The organism is Microbacterium sp. Ru50 (assembly GCF_002920555.1).
In the GTDB taxonomy this organism is placed as follows: Bacteria; Actinomycetota; Actinomycetes; order Actinomycetales; family Microbacteriaceae; genus Microbacterium; species Microbacterium arborescens.
Genome location: NZ_PQSV01000001.1, coordinates 2,008,456 through 2,024,718, shown reverse-complemented (window position 1 = coordinate 2,024,718; position 16,263 = coordinate 2,008,456). Strand labels below are relative to the sequence as shown.

Here is a 16,263-nt window from a genome sequence, read left to right as displayed (position 1 = left end):
GGAACTACAGTGGATTTGGCGCTCCCGACACCGCATGACTAGCGTGTCACGGGCAGTTATCCACAGCTATCCCCAGTTTGGCGCGTAGCTGTGTGGACAAGCATCGATCATCCGCGGGGGAACTCTTGGCTCAGCACGATCTCCCGGACGTCCCGGTGTGGAACGCGGTCCTCGACCTGCTCGCCGACGATGACCGGGTGACCCCCCAGATGCAGGGGTTCCTGAGTCTCGCCGTCGCACAGGGTGTCATGGGAGGAACGCTCTACCTCGACGTTCCGAACGACCTCACCGCCGCTCAGCTCAACAAGCGACTGCGTCAGCCCATCATGGAGGCCCTCGCGCACGTGCACGTCGAGCCGGGCGCCTCGAGCTACCGCGTCGTCGTGAATCCCGAGCTCGCCGACGCCCACCTGACGGCCCCGGTCCCGGTCCAATCCGCGGCCGCGCCCGCGCCGCTGCGGCCGGCCGGCGAAGAGTACGTCGAGGCCCCCGTCTCGACCTCCCGCCACGACACCCGGCTCAACCCGAAGTACACGTTCGACAACTTCGTCATCGGCCAGTCCAACCGCTTCGCCCACGCGGCCGCCGTCGCCGTCGCCGAGGCTCCGGCCAAGGCGTACAACCCGCTGTTCATCTACGGCGACTCGGGGCTCGGCAAGACGCACCTGCTCCACGCGATCGGCGACTACGCGCTCAACCTGTACACCGGCATCCGCGTCCGGTACGTCTCGAGCGAAGAGTTCACCAACGACTTCATCAACTCGATCGCCAACAACCGCGGATCGGCCTTCCAGGCGCGCTACCGCGAGGTCGACATCCTGCTGATCGACGACATCCAGTTCCTGCAGGGTCGCGCCGAGACCCAGGAAGCGTTCTTCCACACCTTCAACACGCTCCACGACCACGACAAGCAGGTCGTGATCACGAGCGACGTGCCCCCTCGCCACCTGACCGGCTTCGAAGACCGCATGCGCAGCCGCTTCGAATGGGGCCTGATCACCGACGTCCAGGCGCCCGACCTCGAGACCCGTATCGCGATCCTGCGGAAGAAGGCGCAGTCCGAGCGTCTCCTCGTTCCCGACGACGTCCTGGAATACATCGCCACGAAGGTCTCGTCGAACATCCGCGAGCTCGAGGGCGCCCTCATTCGGGTGTCGGCGTTCGCGAGCCTCAACCGCTCGAACCTCGACATCTCCCTCGCGCAGACCGTGCTGCGCGACATCGTGGATCAGGATGACGCGAACGTCATCTCCCCCACCGACATCATCAACGCGACCGCGCAGTACTTCCGCCTTTCCGTCGACGACCTCTACGGCTCGAGCCGATCGCAGGCCGTGGCGACCGCCCGGCAGATCGCGATGTACCTCTGCCGCGAGCGCACGAGCCTGTCGCTGCCGAAGATCGGTCAGCTCTTCGGCAACCGCGACCACACGACCGTGATGTACGCCTACAAGAAGATCAGCGAGCTCATGAAGGAGCGCCGCTCGATCTACAACCAGGTCTCCGAGATCACCTCGCAGCTCGGCCGTCGCTGAGCCCAGCTTGACAGGGTTCGCACGACGGCCCATCATGCGGTTCTGCACAGTGTGGAAAACCTGTGGATAACTTCGATTCGTCGTCGAAGAGTTGTGAACGAATCACACATCTCCTGTGGATCGCCGCTCGAGCCGCATCCGTCGGCGCTCGACGTCATCCCACGCCCATCCGCAGCCGGCTCACAAGTTACAAACGTGTGGTTCCCCTCTCTCGACTGGGATCGAGCGAGTTGTCCACAGTTTCCACAGCGGAGATGAAGAAGACAGTTACATCTAGAGATTTTGCGATTCGATCACCTCGACGGCGGTGAGGCCGGTCGCAACGGTGCTTCAGGAACCGCTCGGGATGGGCACTAGCATGGGAGAGCTTTCATCCACGACAAGGGAGCGCCAGTGAAGTTCCAGGTCAATCGCGACGTCTTCAGCGAGGCTGTGTCGTTCGTCGTGAAGCTCCTCCCCCAGCGCAACCCGCAGCCGATCCTCGCGGGTGTGCTCATCGAAGCCACCGACACCGGTCTCTCGCTGTCGGCTTTCGACTACGAGGCGTCCGCACGCACGACCATCGAGGCCACGGTCGACGAACCCGGCACGATCCTCGTGCACGGCCGTCTGCTGTCGGAGATCGCCAGCCGTCTGCCGAACGCGCCGATCCAGATCGCCGTCGACGACGACGGGATCCTGCTCACATGCGGCTCGGCGCGCTTCACGCTCGCGTCGATGCCGGTGCAGGAATATCCCGCGATCCCCGAGGTCTCGGGCGAATCCGGTGTCGTGCCCGCCGAGGACTTCGCCACGGCGATCTCGCAGGTCGCCTTCGCGGCATCGCGCGACGACGTGACTCCCGTTCTGACCGGTGTCCAGCTCGAGGTGACCGGAACGCAGCTCAGCCTCGTCGCCACCGACCGCTACCGCGTCGCGCTCCGCGACATCCCGTTCGACAGCGGGATCGTCGCCGACGAGAACACGACCACGGCTCTCGTCCCGGCGCGCACCCTGACCGAGGTGGGCAAGACGTTCGCCCACTCGGGTGACATCACCGTCTCGTTCTCGGGATCGGGAGACCGCGAGATCATCGCCTTCACGGCCGGCAACAAGACGGTCACCTCGCTGCTGATCAAGGGCAACTTCCCGCCGGTTCGGCGCCTGTTCCCCGAGGCGACCGATCACCACGCGGTCGTCAACACGGGTGAGCTCATCGAAGCCGTGCGCCGCGTGGCCCTGGTGCTCGATCGCTCCGCTCCGCTGCGTTTCACGTTCGGTGCCGACGGGGTCTCGATGGACGCATCCGGTACCGAGCAGGCGCGCGCGACCGAATCGGTCGACGCGACGCTGACCGGCGAGGAGGTCGTGATCGGCCTCAACCCGCAGTACCTGCTCGAGGCGCTCGCGGCGGTCAAGAGCGAGTTCACGCGTGTCACGTTCACGTCGAGCGAGAACGCGAACAAGCTCAGCCCGATCCTCATCACGCCCCAGACGTCGGGCGGCGTCGAGTCGTTCAAGTACCTCCTGCAGCCCAACCTGCTCCTGCGCTGATCGTCCGGGGCAGGGCCCACCGCGGTGGGCTGTCGGAGACGCGAACTAGGGTGATCTGATGATCGTGGAGCAGTTGAGCCTGGTGGACTTCCGCAACTACGCGGCCGCCGAGCTCTCTCTCGCTCCCGGGGCGAACGTGTTCGTCGGCCGTAACGGCCAGGGCAAGACCAACCTCGCCGAGGCGATCGGGTATTTCGCGACGCTCGGTTCGCACCGGGTCTCGCAGGACGCGCCGATGGTGCGCGACGGCGCGAATGCCGCCTTCGTCCGGGCCCGGCTCGCCCACGGACAGCGTCGGGTGCAGCTCGAAGCCCAGCTCAATCGCGCCGGGTCGAACAAGGCCCGCGTCAACGGATCACCGGTGCGCACCGCTGAGCTCCCCCGATACGCGCAGGTCGTGCTCTTCGCGCCCGAAGACCTGCAGATCGTCCGAGGCGATCCCTCGGCTCGTCGTCGCTTCGCCGATCAGCTCCTCATCCAGCGCGCACCGCGTCTGGCCGGTGTGCTCGCCGACTACGACCGGGTCCTGAAACAGCGCAACGCACTGCTGAAGTCGGCCCGCGCGCGCGGCATCCGGGGCGACGGCCTCTCGACGCTCGAGGTGTGGGACGACAAGCTCGTCACCCTCGGCACCGACGTCATCCGCGCCCGCCTGCGGCTGGCGGCCGAACTCACCGGCCCCGTCGCCCGCGCCTACGCCGCCATCGCCGGTGCCGATCACCGCCCCCAGCTGCAGTGGGCACTGTCGGTGGGCGGCGCCGACCCGGAAGAGGACGACTCCCCCGCCGAATCCGGTGTCGCCGACGCCGCGGCGATCGAGCAGCTCTTCCGTGCCGCCCTCGCCGATCGTCGCAGCACCGAGCTCGAGCGCGGCATCACGCTCGTCGGCCCGCATCGCGACGATCTGATCCTGCGCATCCGCGATCTGCCGGTGAAGGGCTACGCGTCACACGGCGAATCGTGGTCCGTCGCGCTGTCGCTGCGGCTCGCATCGGCCGAGCTGCTGCGCGCCGAGTCCACGCTGGGTGATCCGATCGTCATCCTCGACGACGTCTTCGCCGAGCTCGACGCCGATCGTCGCTCGCGGCTGGCGGGCATCGTGGCCGACTACGAGCAGGTCATCGTCACGGCGGCGGTCGCCGAAGACGTTCCCCTCGGTCTGCGGGCCCGCACCGTCCGGGTCGAGGCGGGCACGCTGCATGAGGATTCCGATGCTGCCGTCTGACGAGGCTCCCGAGACCATCTCCACCTATCTCCGCCTCCGCGGGCTCGAACCGTCGGGGCGGTGGAAAAAACGCAGGCGGCAGCGGACCGACGACGACGAGAACCAGCCCTTCACCTCCGGGCGCGATCCGAAGGGGCTCGGTGACGTGATCGCCGACCTCACTCGTCAGGCCGGATGGGACGCGCAGCTCTCGCGCGAAGACCTCGTGCTGCGGTGGGCGGAGGTCGCCGGCGAGGAGACCGCGCGGCACGCCTCGCCGGTTGCGCTCTCCGACGGCGTTCTGACCGTGCAGTGCGACTCGACGGCGTGGGCGAAGAACCTTCACCTCATGCGGACCGTCATCACGACGCAGCTCGTGAAAGCGTTCCCACAGTCGGGCGTGCAGTCGGTGCGTTTCGTAGGCCCGGACGTCCCCTCCTGGAAATGGGGCCCCAGAGCCGTTCCAGGCCGTGGCCCTCGCGATACCTACGGTTGAGCCACGTCCCCAGTCGTCGAATCCGACTTTCGTTCGCCATACGGGCGCTGAGCGCCGCGTGAGAGCGCCTGAAAGGGTAGACTGGACGGGACTGACCGAACCGATGTGGAGCGCTCGAAACCTATGACGTCTCAGAATCCCGACAGCGTTCCCGAAGACCCCGAAACCCCCGACGCGGCCGAGGCGACCTCGGCCAAGGTCCCGAACGAGTACGGCGCTGACGCGATCCAGGTGCTCGAGGGCCTCGAGGCGGTCCGGAAGCGTCCGGGAATGTACATCGGATCCACCGGTGAGCGTGGCCTGCACCACCTCGTCTACGAGATCGTCGACAACGCCGTCGATGAGGCGCTGGCCGGCTACTGCGACACGATCCACGTGACGATCCTCGAAGACGGTGGTCTTCGCGTCGTCGACAACGGCCGCGGCATCCCGGTCGATCCGCACGCCTCCGACCCGACGAAGTCGACCGTCGAGGTCGTGCTGACCGTCCTGCACGCCGGTGGAAAGTTCGGCGGCGGCGGGTACGCCGTCTCCGGTGGGCTCCACGGCGTCGGATCGTCGGTCGTCAACGCGCTTTCGACGCGCTTCGAGGTCGAGATCAAGCGTCAGGGCTCGGTGTGGCGTCAGACCTTCGCCGACGGCGGCAAGCCGCAGGCTCCCCTCGCCCAGGGCGAGGACAGCGAAGAGACCGGAACGACGGTCACCTTCTGGCCCGACGGCGACATCTTCGAGACGATCGCCTTCGACTACGACACGCTTCGCACGCGCTTCCAGCAGACGGCGTTCCTGAACAAGGGGCTGCGCATCACGCTGACCGACGAGCGCCCCGAGGCGGCCGTCGTCGTCGACCTCGAGGAAGGCGGATCCGAGTCGCAGCAGCGTCACGACGACTTCCACTACGAGCGGGGCCTCGTCGACTACGTCGAGTACCTCAACAAGCTGCGCAAGAGCGAGGTCGTCAACGACGAGATCATCGAGATCGAGTCCGAGGACACGGTGCGTCACATCTCGCTCGAGCTCGCGATGCAGTGGACCACGAGCTACACCGAGAACGTGTTCACCTTCGCGAACACGATCAACACCCACGAGGGCGGCACGCACGAAGAGGGTTTCCGGGCCGCGCTGACCACGCGCGTCAACGCCTACGCCCGCGAGAAGGGCCTGCTCAAGGAGAAGGACGACAACCTCACGGGTGACGACATCCGCGAGGGTCTGACCGCCGTCATCTCCGTCAAGCTCTCCGAGCCGCAGTTCGAGGGCCAGACCAAGACGAAGCTCGGCAACACCGAGGCGAAGGCATTCGTCCAGAAGATCGTCGGCGACCAGCTCACCGACTGGCTCGACCGTAACCCCGCTCAGGCCAAGCGCGTCATCATGAAGGCCGTGGATGCCGCGACCGCGCGCCTCGCGGCTCGCAAGGCGCGTGAGACCGCCCGCCGCAAGAGCGTCTTCGAGTCGGCGTCGATGCCCGACAAGCTCAAGGACTGCACGAGCAAGGACCCGTCGATCTCCGAGATCTTCCTCGTCGAGGGCGACTCGGCCGGCGGTTCGGCCGTGCGCGGCCGCGATCCCGAGACCCAGGCGATCCTCTCGCTCCGCGGCAAGGTGCTCAACGTCGAGAAGGCGCGGCTCGACCGCGCCCTCGGCAACAACGAGATCCAGGCGATCATCTCGGCGTTCGGCACCGGCATCGGCGAGGACTTCGCCGTCGAGAAGGCGCGCTATCACAAGATCGTGCTAATGGCCGATGCCGACGTCGACGGGCAGCACATCACGACGCTGCTCCTGACGCTCCTGTTCCGTTACATGCGCGGGCTCATCGAAGCGGGCTACGTCTACCTCGCGATGCCGCCGCTGTACCGGCTCAAGTGGACCAACGCCGATCACGAGTACGTGTTCAGCGACAAGGAGCGCGACGCGCTCCTGGCCGACGGGCTCGCCAACGGCAAGCGCATCCCGAAGGAGTCGGGCATCCAGCGCTACAAGGGTCTCGGCGAGATGAACCCGAAGGAGCTGTGGGAGACCACGATGGACCACAGCACGCGCACCCTGCGCCAGGTGACGATCGACGACGCGGCTGCCGCCGACGAGATCTTCTCGGTGCTCATGGGCGAGGACGTCGAGTCCCGCCGCACCTTCATCCAGCGCAACGCCAAGGACGTCCGCTTCCTCGACATCTGATCGAGCCGAGCGACATCGAGAAACTGAGAACGTATGTCTGACGAAGAACGTCCCGACCTCACTCCTGCCCACAACCACGGCAACATCGACCAGGTCGACCTCCAGGTCGAGATGCAGCGGAGCTACCTCGACTACGCGATGAGCGTCATCGTGGGACGAGCGCTCCCCCGCGTCGAGGACGGCCTCAAGCCCGTGCACCGACGTGTCATCTACGGCATGTACGACGGCGGATACCGCCCCGACAAGAGCTACTCGAAGTGCGCCCGCGTCGTCGGCGAGGTCATGGGTCAGTACCACCCGCACGGCGACAGCGCGATCTACGACGCGCTCGTCCGCCTCGTGCAGCCGTGGTCGCTGCGCTACCCGCTTGCAGACGGGCAGGGCAACTTCGGGTCGCCGGGCAACCAGGGCGCCGCGGCCCCCCGGTACACCGAGACCAAGATGGCGGCTCTCGCCATGGAGATGGTCCGCGACATCGACGAGGACACCGTCGACTTCGAGGACAACTACGACGGCAAGACGCAGGAGCCTGTCGTCCTGCCCTCGCGCTTCCCGAACCTGCTCGTCAACGGTTCGGTCGGTATCGCCGTCGGCATGGCCACGAACATCCCGCCCCACAACCTGCGCGAGGTCGCCGAGGGCGCGCTGTGGTCGCTCGAGAACCCGGACGCGTCGCGTGAGGAGCTCCTCGAAGCGCTGATGTCGCGGATCCACGGTCCCGACTTCCCCACCGGGGCACAGATCCTCGGCACGAAGGGGATCCGCGAGGCGTACCGGACCGGTCGAGGCTCGATCACGATGCGCGCCGTCATCGAGGTCGAAGAGATCCAGGGTCGCACGTGCCTCGTGATCACCGAGCTGCCGTACCAGGTGAACCCCGACAACGTCGCGCTGAAGATCCGCGACCTCGCGCGTGACGGGAAGATCACCGGCATCGCCGACATCCGCGACGAGACCAGCGACCGCACGGGCCAGCGTCTCGTGGTCGTGCTCAAGCGCGACGCCGTCGCGAAGGTCGTGCTCAACAACCTGTACAAGCACACGCAGCTGCAGGAGAACTTCGGCGCCAACATGCTGGCGATCGTCGACGGCGTGCCCCGCACCCTCCCGCTCGACGGCTTCATCTCCCACTGGATCACCCACCAGATCGAGGTCATCGTCCGTCGCACGCGCTACCGCCTCAACGAGGCCGAGAAGCGCATGCACATCCTGCGCGGATACCTCAAGGCGCTCGACGCACTCGACGAGGTCATCGCGCTCATCCGCCGCTCCCCCACGGTCGAGGAGGCGCGAGAGGGACTGAAGACCCTTCTCGACATCGACGACCTGCAGGCCGACGCGATCCTGTCGATGCAGCTGCGCCGCCTCGCCGCGCTCGAGCGTCAGAAGATCATCGACGAGGCGACCGAGCTCGAGCTGAAGATCGCCGACCTCAACGACATCCTCGCCACCCCCGCACGCCAGCGCTCGATCATCGGCGAGGAGCTGACCGCGATCGTCGACAAGTACGGCGACGAGCGGCGCACGCACATCCTCCACGGGTTCGACGGCGACATGTCGATGGAAGACCTCATCCCCGAAGAGGAGATGGTGGTCACGGTGACACGTGACGGCTACATCAAGCGCACGCGGAGCGACAACTACCGTTCGCAGCACCGCGGCGGCAAGGGCGTCAAGGGTGCCCAGCTGCGCGCGGATGACGTCGTCGAGCACTTCTTCGTCACGACGACGCACCACTGGCTGCTGTTCTTCACGACGAAGGGCCGCGTCTATCGCACCAAGGCGTACGAGCTTCCCGAGGCCGGTCGCGATGCGAAGGGCCAGCATGTCGCGAACCTCCTCGCCCTCCAGCCCGGTGAGGAGATCGCGCAGATCCTCGACATCCGCGACTACGCCGCTGCGCAGTACCTGGTGCTCGCGACCCGTGACGGCAAGGTCAAGAAGACCGCGCTGACCGAGTACGACACCAACCGCCAGGGCGGTGTCATCGCGATCCGCCTGCGCGGTCAGGACGACGAGACCGGCGGCGACGAGCTCGTCAGCGCTCTGCTCGTCGACGAAGGCGACGACATCCTGCTCATCACACGCAAGGGGATGTCGCTGCGCTTCGCGGCCACTGACGACGCGCTGCGTCCAATGGGCCGATCGACCGAGGGTGTGAAGGGCATCTCGTTCCGCGAGGACGACAGCCTGCTGTCGGCATCGGTCGTGCGCGACGAGGGCTACGTGTTCGTCGTCACCGACGGTGGCTATGCCAAGCGCACCTCGGTCGACCAGTACCGCACCCAGAGCCGAGGCGGCCTGGGTATCAAGGTGGCCAAGCTGAACGACGATCGAGGCGTGCTGGCGGGCGGTCTCATCGTGTCGGAGACCGACGAGGTCCTCGTGGTTCTTGCCAGCGGCAAGGTGGTACGCTCCTCCGTGGCCGAGGTCCCGGCCAAGGGTCGCGACACCATGGGCGTCGTCTTCGCCCGGTTCGGTGACGACGACCGCATCCTCGCCATCGCCCGGAACGGCGAGCGTGGACTGACCGAAGACGCGGCATCCGAGGATGCCACCGCCCCGGATGCACCCCCGTCCGCGGATACCGAAGAGAGTGGTTCTGACGCATGAGCACGGTCGCCGACAAACTCGCCAAGAAATCCACGAGCAAGACCAGCGCCAAGCAGGTCCGCCTGCGCCTCGTCTACGTCGATTTCTGGTCTGCCGTGAAGCTGTCGTTCCTGGCGGCCGTGGCCCTGGCGATCGTCACGGTCGTCGCGACCTTCCTCGTCTTCATGGTGCTCAGCACCACCGGTCTCATCGACCGGGTGGACGAGCTCTTCGTGGCGTTCTCGAACGGCGACTTCTCGATCAAGCAGTTCCTGAACCTGCCGCAGGTCATGGCGTTCGCGGCGGTCGTGGCCATCCTCAACCTCATCGTCATCACCGTGCTCGGCGCTGTCGTCGCGGGCATCTACAACGTGATGGTCAAGGTCACCGGCGGCCTGCTCGTCGGCTTCACCTCCAATTAGTAGATTCCCGGATCATCGGGTAAAGTCTTGGAGGTTGCCGGCGCGTGAAGCGCGTCGGTACGGGGCTATAGCTCAGGCGGTTAGAGCGCTTCACTGATAATGAAGAGGTCCCAGGTTCAAGTCCTGGTAGCCCCACCCCGAACCCCCTCGGGGCCTTAGCTCAGCTGGTAGAGCGCCTGCTTTGCAAGCAGGATGTCAGGAGTTCGAATCTCCTAGGCTCCACAGATAAGACGCCGGGTATCCGTTCCAACGGATACCCGGCGTCACTGTTTCGCCGGCGCGTACGTCAGCGCGTGAGCAGCCTCAGACCGTACGCCTGCAGGATCTCGTTCACCGGCTGGAAGTAGGTCGTGCCGCCGGTGCTGCAGTTGCCCGATCCACCGGAGGTGACGCCCTGCGCCTGGTTCCCGGCGAGCAGCGAACCGCCGGAGTCTCCGCGCTCGGCGCAGACCGACGTGCGGATGAGGCCCGAGACGGTGCCCTCCGCGTAGCGGACGCTGCTGTTGTAGGCCTGCACCTGACCGCAGTGCCAGCCGGTCGTGGATCCGGAGCGGCATACGGTCGCGCCGACGGCTGCGGGCGTCGATCCGGCGACGGCGACGGCGCCGCCCGCGTAGTCGGAGACGGTCGCGACGGGGGTGTGCGACGGCGTCGCGACCCAGGCGTAGTCATCGCCCGGGAAGCTCGAGCCGCGGAACGTCCCGTAGTTCGTCGACGCCCCCGCCCGGCCGCAGTGGCCGGCGGTCACGAACCCGCCCTCGACGGCGAAGCCGACCGAGCAGCGCGAGGTGCCGTTGATCGTGTAGGCGATCCCGCCCTGGATGGTCGCGAACGTCTCGGGCGCCTCGGCCGTGGTCTCCACGCGCACCGCGTCCGCGGGGGCTCCGATCTGCGCCGCGACCTCGGATGCCGCCGCATCCCCGAGAGTCTCGACGACCACCTGATTGGTGGTCACGTCGATCCACCACGACGTCACGTCGCCGACGGGTCCGCCTTCTGACAGGCGGGCGGAGATCGCTTCGAGATCGTCGATCGAGTATGTGACCTCGACGGGGACGGCGCCCGCATTCTCGGCTGCCTGCCGCGCGTCAGCGGTCGTCACCGCCGTATAGACGGTGCGGGTCGACTCGTCGAGCCACGAGCCCGCATACGCGGCCCCCGTCTCATCGGCGAGTGTGGCGGTCGTTGCGTTCGCGGTGTCCTGAAACGCGAGGACGTCGAGGGCGCCAGCGGTGTCCGTGCCGAGTTCTTCTGCCATCGCGGAGAGCAGGCCAGGATCGACGCCACCAGAACCATCGTCGGGCCCGGGTGTCTGAGCCGACGCCGGAGCCGTCATGATGCTCGTGAATGCCAGGCCCAGGGCGGCGATGCCCAGAGCCGAACGGGTCGTTGATTTCACGGGATGTCCTTCCATCGGGGGGAATGAATGGTGGGTACCCACTGGCATCAAAGCATCCTGAGAGCGTTTTGCGAAGGGCCTGCTCGGAAACTTGGACGGAATGTAACAACCCGCGCAACAATTGCGGAAAGTCAGGAGTGCGCGTGGTTCTCCGCGCCCGTGCTGATGGCGATCCCGTCCATGACCACGGCCACCACCTCTTCGGCCAGCGTCGGCGTCACCGGCAGGTGCCCGAACAGCATCCGGTAATAGACGGGCGCGGCGAGCGTGTCGAGGATCAGCGGGATGTCGACATCGGGGCGGATGTCGCCGCGCTCGATGCCTCGCCGTAGCGCCGCTTCGCTGGAGGCGCGGCGGGGATGGAACAGCCGGTCGAAGAACTGCGTCTCGAGCTCCGGGTCGTGCGCGAGGTCCGCTACGAGCGCCGGAAGGACCGAGCGACCCATCTCCGCGTCGAAGGACGGGCTGAGAGAGCCGATTCCCTCGATGAGGTCGCACCGGGTGCATCCCGTGTCGGGTGTGGGTGCCGCGCCCAGCCGGTCCAAGAGCGCGCTGACGATGAGGTGCTGTCGCGATCGCCACCGGCGGCGAAGCGCCGGGGTGTTCGTTCCCGCCCGCGCGGCGACGTCTTCGAGCGTCAGGCCGCTGTAACCGCGCTCGGCGAGAACCTCGAGCGTCGCACGCCGGATCGCCTCGTCGATGCGCGGATCTCGAGGCCGGCCGCGGCTGGGGCGGGCGTCGCGAGCATCGGAAGCGGAGGAAGCCACGGTCACACGATAGTCGTTTATATTGTGTTCTGACATCAAACGTAAATCAGGGGAGGGTTTCAGAGATGCCGGAACATCGGGGGAGCGCGTCGTCGCCGTCGTCCACTGCGCGGAGCGGGGTCTTCGATGCCCGCCACCGCGGGCTCACCGCGGGCATCCTGCTCTCCGTGGGAATGGTCGCTTTCGAGTCGCTCGGTGTCGCGACCGTGCTGCCCGTGATCGCCCGCGACCTCGACGGGCTCGGCGCCTACGGGTGGGGGCTGTCGGCGCTGATGCTCGCGAACATCGTGGGAACCGTGACCGCGGGCCACATGGCCGATCGGCGGGGAGCGGCGCGTCCGCTGGCGCTCGGCATGCTGGTCTTCCTCACGGGGTGCATGATCGCCGGTGTCTCGGGCTCGTGGTCGCTCTTCCTGCTCGGGCGGGTGGTCCAGGGAATCGGCGTCGGGGCGGTGATGGCTGCGAGCTACACCGCAATCGGGCGCGCATATCCGGAGTCGCTCCGAGCGCAGATGTTCGCGTTGCTGTCGTCGGCGTGGACCATTCCCTCACTCGTCGGGCCGCTCCTGGCGGGGATAGCCGCCGACCTCGTGGGCTGGCGGTGGGTGTTCGTCGCGATGGTCCCGTTGATCATCGCGGCCATGGCGCTCACCCTCCCGCGACTGCGCCGGGTGGCGGACGCCGGCCCGGCTCACGCGCAGAAGACGACCGCCCGTGGAGCGCGGTGGTGGCGTGGGCCCCTCGCCAGCTCGCTCCTGCTCACCCTCGGAACGGCGCTGCTGCTCCAGGCTCTGCTGCTCGCAGACCTCGTGCTGATGGCGGTCGGTGCGATCCTGGGGCTCGGCGTCGCGCTCGTCGCGTTCCGCCGGGTGACGCCGGAGGGAACGCTGTCCGCCCGCGCCGGTCTCGGAGCCGGCGTGATCGTTCGCCTGCTCCTCAGTGGCGCCTACTTCGGCAGCGAGGCGTTCCTCCCGCTCGCGTTCCAGGAACTGCGCGGGCAGACTCCGGCAGCGGCGGGCCTGGCGCTCTCAGCGGGCGCCCTGACCTGGGTGGCCGGTTCGCTGCTCCAGGCCCGGTGGGACCGTCGCCATCACGGTCGCCGTTCGCGCGCGGTTGCCGGGGGAGCGGCTGTTCTCCTCCTCGGCACAGTCGCTATCGCCGTCACCGCTCTGGTGGAGGCGGTCCCCGGGTGGTGCGCGATCGCTGGCTGGGCCATCGGGGGACTGGGCATGGGCATCGCCTTCAATGCGTCGACCACGGACACGATGGAACAGGCCCCCGACGGACAGCAGGGCCAGGTCAGCAGTGCGCTGCAACTGGCTCAGACGCTCGCCACCGCCGTCATCGCGGGCGTGGGCGGAGCGATCGTCGCGTCAGCGGCCGGCGCGGCCGAGAGCCTTCACTCAGCGATCGCGACCGTCTTCGCCGTGACCGCCGCGCTCGCGGCACTCGCGCTCGCACTGTCGGGGAGACTGCGACCTGCGGCGGGGCGATCCGACACAGTCAGAGCGAACGCTGCTCGGTGATGTCGGCGACAGTCGCGCCGTAGGCGGCGATGAGAGCATCGGCGTCGACGAACAGGCTGTACCCGTGCGCGCCGGCACCCATCGCGATGCGTCGGCCCGCGATGGACGAATCGGCGAAGACCGGCCAGTCGTGAGTGCTGCCGATGGGCACGATCGTGCCGCGTTCGTAACCGGTGGCCGCCAGGGCGAGCTCAGGCTCGGGCAGGCGCAGCTTGTTGACTCCCACGAGCGCCCGGAGCTTCGGCCAGGAGATCACCCGGTCGCCCGGGACGAGCGCGAACAAGTAGGTGTCGTCGCTGCGCTTGACCACGAGAGTCTTCACGATGTCGTCGGGCTCGAGTCCGAGGAGCGCTGCGGCCTCATCGAGGCTGGAAGCGTCCGGACGCGGTCGCACGACGACATCGAGCCCACGCTCGGCCGCAGCGAGGCGGACCCGAGACGTGGGCTCGAGATCGTCGGTCATCCGATTCAGGCGTCGGGAGCGCGCAGCGGGTCGTCGGCAACCCACAGCTCGTCGTCGGCGCGGAGCGTCTGCCATGCGGCGTAGAGCACGCCGGCGGCGGCAGCGACACCGAGGACCAGGGCGATGACGCCACCGGCGCCACGCTTCTTCTTCGGCTCGGGCAGTGCGGCACGCGACTGGAACTTCTTCGTCGCCTTCTTGCCGTACTTGGCGGCCTTCTTCTTGACCGACGTCAGGTCGAGGTCGACGCCGCGGCCGTGGGCGAGGCGCTCACGCGTGTCGTTTGCGGCATCCCACACCGAGAGGGCGCCGCCCACGACGGCACCAGCGGCGGGGATGAGGGCGCCGTTGTACACCTTGCGGGTGGCGCGGACGCTCTTGTCGACGTACGGCGCCGCGTACTGCTCGTAGGTGTTCTGAACGGCGGGCTTGACGTGCTCGCGGTTGTAGTTGCCCAGCTGGTGGCCGGCGTCGCGTGCGACTTTGGCGGCCTCTCCCATCAGGACCTGCTGCGACTCCCACAGGGTGTTCGCCTGCTTCTGGAGCTTGCGGAGTTGCTTCTTGCGCTTGCGGCTGAGGCTCACGTGGGCCCTCCCTGCATCGTGGGACGTTTTCCCTCATCTTGCCAGAGAGCGCTCCAGCCAGCAGGGCATTGACAGGTGCGAGAATGGCACACATGCCTCAGCACACCGCAGTAGCGACGATCCACACCAACCACGGCGACATCGTCGTCAACCTTTTCGGCGACCAGGCCCCCCGTACGGTGAAGAACTTCATCGGCCTCGCCGACGGTTCGCAGGAGTGGACCGACCCCGCCACGGGCAAGCCCGGCGAGGGCGCGCTCTACACCGACGTCATCTTCCACCGCATCATCCCGAACTTCATGATCCAGGGCGGCGACCCGCTCGGCCAGGGCATCGGCGGCCCCGGCTACAACTTCGACGATGAGATCAGCCCCGAGCTGGACTTCCAGAAGCCCTACATCCTCGCCATGGCCAACGCCGGACTGCGCCGCAACGCGATCACCGGCAAGGCCGAGGGCACGAACGGCTCGCAGTTCTTCATCACCACCGACCCGACCCCCTGGCTGCAGGGCAAGCACACCATCTTCGGCGAGGTCGCGGATGACGCGTCGCGTCAGGTCGTCGACACGATCGCCTCGGTGAAGACCGGCGCGCAGGACCGTCCGGTCGACCCGGTGGTCATCTCGTCGATCGACGTCGTCACGGTCTGAGGCGGTACGTGAGCGCGTCCGAGCTGCGGAGCAACCCCGACAACTTCTGTTACCGGCATCCCGATCGACAGAGCTTCGTGCTCTGCCAGCGGTGCCTGCGCACCATCTGCGCGGAATGCCAGACGCAGATGCCCGTCGGTGTGATCTGCCCCGAATGTCTGCGTGATCAGCAGAAGAGCTCGGGCGCGCCGCGTCCCCGCCGTGCACCGCGCATCCTGCGTGCGGTGCGCTCCGACGATTCCCGGCCGTTGGTCACGTACGGGATCATCGGCGTGACGTTCTTCGCCTTCGTCGTGGGACTCATTCCCGGCGCGGGCGCGGCGGTGCAGTCGCTTCTGGCGCTGTACCCGCCGCTGCTCTACCCGCAGTTCAGCGGGACCTTCCAGCCATGGCGGCTGTTCACGGTGCTGTTCGTGCACAGCGGCTTCTGGCACGTCGGGCTCAACATGCTCGCGCTGTGGATGCTGGGGCGCAGCCTCGAACCGATGCTCGGACGCAGTCGTTTCCTGTGGCTCTACGTGCTCAGTGGCCTCGGGGGATCCGTCGCGGTCGTCCTGTTCGGCTTCACGTCCGCGGTCGTCGGAGCATCGGGCGCGATCTTCGGACTCTTCGGCGCCTTGCTCGTGATCGGCCGTCACATCGGCGCGAACATCACAGGCATCGCCGTCGTCCTCGGGATCAACCTCGTCATCACGTTCCTGCCCCTGCTCACGAGCGGGCTCGGCGGCGGGGGCGGCGTCCAGATCTCGTGGCAGGCGCATGTGGGCGGACTGGCCGCGGGCGCTCTGGTCGGACTGATCTACGCGCGCACCCGGACGATCCGGCGCCGGAAGCTCCAGATCTGGTTGCTCGGCGCCACCGCGGCGGCCTTGGTCGCCCTGCTCGCCGTGCCCCTCGCGCTGTACTGACGA

14 protein-coding genes and 2 tRNA genes are annotated in these 16,263 nt (G+C 67.4%); 12 read left to right on the top strand and 4 right to left on the bottom strand.

The window, feature by feature from the left end:
* Nucleotides 1-209: 209 nt before the first annotated feature.
* The 9 genes from dnaA to C3481_RS09480 all read left to right on the top strand — a co-directional run bounded on the left by dnaA (nucleotide 210) and on the right by C3481_RS09480 (nucleotide 10,185).
* Nucleotides 210-1,535, top strand: a complete 1,326-nt coding sequence (dnaA, locus tag C3481_RS09520; protein WP_374754856.1) for a chromosomal replication initiator protein DnaA — start codon at nucleotides 210-212, stop codon at nucleotides 1,533-1,535.
* A gap of 393 nt (nucleotides 1,536-1,928) precedes the next feature.
* Nucleotides 1,929-3,068 carry a DNA polymerase III subunit beta gene (dnaN, locus tag C3481_RS09515; protein WP_023953432.1) on the top strand — a complete coding sequence of 380 codons (1,140 nt, stop codon included), beginning with the start codon at nucleotides 1,929-1,931 and terminating at the stop codon, nucleotides 3,066-3,068.
* Nucleotides 3,069-3,126: 58 nt separating this feature from the next.
* Nucleotides 3,127-4,293 carry a DNA replication/repair protein RecF gene (recF, locus tag C3481_RS09510; RefSeq protein WP_103841818.1) on the top strand — a complete coding sequence of 389 codons (1,167 nt, stop codon included), beginning with the start codon at nucleotides 3,127-3,129 and terminating at the stop codon, nucleotides 4,291-4,293.
* The gene (locus C3481_RS09505; RefSeq protein WP_023953430.1) at nucleotides 4,280-4,768 is read left to right on the top strand and encodes a DUF721 domain-containing protein; all 489 of its coding nucleotides are present in this window, start codon (nucleotides 4,280-4,282) and stop codon (nucleotides 4,766-4,768) included. The genes recF and C3481_RS09505 overlap by 14 nt, the downstream gene beginning before the upstream one ends.
* A gap of 123 nt (nucleotides 4,769-4,891) precedes the next feature.
* The gene (gene gyrB / locus C3481_RS09500) at nucleotides 4,892-6,949 is read left to right on the top strand and encodes a DNA topoisomerase (ATP-hydrolyzing) subunit B (RefSeq protein WP_103841814.1); all 2,058 of its coding nucleotides are present in this window, start codon (nucleotides 4,892-4,894) and stop codon (nucleotides 6,947-6,949) included.
* Nucleotides 6,950-6,982: 33 nt separating this feature from the next.
* Nucleotides 6,983-9,562, top strand: coding sequence for a DNA gyrase subunit A (gene gyrA / locus C3481_RS09495; RefSeq protein ID WP_023953428.1), 2,580 nt, complete (start codon nucleotides 6,983-6,985; stop codon nucleotides 9,560-9,562).
* Nucleotides 9,559-9,963 (top strand): DUF3566 domain-containing protein, encoded by a 405-nt coding sequence (locus C3481_RS09490; RefSeq protein WP_023953427.1) that lies wholly within the window; start codon nucleotides 9,559-9,561, stop codon nucleotides 9,961-9,963. The genes gyrA and C3481_RS09490 overlap by 4 nt, the downstream gene beginning before the upstream one ends.
* 61 nt (nucleotides 9,964-10,024) lie before the next feature.
* Nucleotides 10,025-10,098: transfer RNA gene (locus tag C3481_RS09485), tRNA-Ile, on the top strand.
* A gap of 14 nt (nucleotides 10,099-10,112) precedes the next feature.
* A tRNA-Ala gene (locus C3481_RS09480) sits at nucleotides 10,113-10,185 on the top strand.
* A gap of 64 nt (nucleotides 10,186-10,249) precedes the next feature.
* On the opposite strand, the gene C3481_RS09475 is transcribed toward C3481_RS09480, so the two are convergent.
* Together C3481_RS09475 and C3481_RS09470 are read right to left on the bottom strand one after the other, a co-directional pair.
* On the bottom strand, nucleotides 10,250-11,362 hold the full coding sequence (locus tag C3481_RS09475) for a S1 family peptidase (protein WP_258039075.1): 1,113 nt from the start codon (nucleotides 11,360-11,362) through the stop codon (nucleotides 10,250-10,252).
* Between the two features lie 131 nt (nucleotides 11,363-11,493).
* On the bottom strand, nucleotides 11,494-12,129 hold the full coding sequence (locus tag C3481_RS09470) for a TetR/AcrR family transcriptional regulator (protein WP_219817648.1): 636 nt from the start codon (nucleotides 12,127-12,129) through the stop codon (nucleotides 11,494-11,496).
* Nucleotides 12,130-12,194: 65 nt separating this feature from the next.
* Between C3481_RS09470 and C3481_RS09465 the strand changes: the two genes are divergently transcribed.
* Complete coding sequence (locus C3481_RS09465; RefSeq protein WP_103841809.1) at nucleotides 12,195-13,655, top strand: MFS transporter; 1,461 nt, start codon at nucleotides 12,195-12,197, stop codon at nucleotides 13,653-13,655.
* On the opposite strand, the gene C3481_RS09460 is transcribed toward C3481_RS09465, so the two are convergent.
* Both C3481_RS09460 and C3481_RS09455 read right to left on the bottom strand, forming a co-directional pair.
* On the bottom strand, nucleotides 13,633-14,118 hold the full coding sequence (locus tag C3481_RS09460) for an aminoacyl-tRNA deacylase (RefSeq protein ID WP_064955286.1): 486 nt from the start codon (nucleotides 14,116-14,118) through the stop codon (nucleotides 13,633-13,635). The genes C3481_RS09465 and C3481_RS09460 overlap by 23 nt on opposite strands.
* A gap of 5 nt (nucleotides 14,119-14,123) precedes the next feature.
* Entirely contained in the window at nucleotides 14,124-14,702 is a 579-nt protein-coding gene (locus C3481_RS09455) for a hypothetical protein (protein ID WP_023953420.1), read from the bottom strand.
* Between the two features lie 92 nt (nucleotides 14,703-14,794).
* Between C3481_RS09455 and C3481_RS09450 the strand changes: the two genes are divergently transcribed.
* Both C3481_RS09450 and C3481_RS09445 read left to right on the top strand, forming a co-directional pair.
* The gene (locus C3481_RS09450) at nucleotides 14,795-15,352 is read left to right on the top strand and encodes a peptidylprolyl isomerase (RefSeq protein ID WP_036304728.1); all 558 of its coding nucleotides are present in this window, start codon (nucleotides 14,795-14,797) and stop codon (nucleotides 15,350-15,352) included.
* Nucleotides 15,353-15,360: 8 nt separating this feature from the next.
* Nucleotides 15,361-16,260 carry a rhomboid family intramembrane serine protease gene (locus C3481_RS09445; protein WP_023953416.1) on the top strand — a complete coding sequence of 300 codons (900 nt, stop codon included), beginning with the start codon at nucleotides 15,361-15,363 and terminating at the stop codon, nucleotides 16,258-16,260.
* The last annotated feature ends 3 nt before the right edge of the window (nucleotides 16,261-16,263 follow it).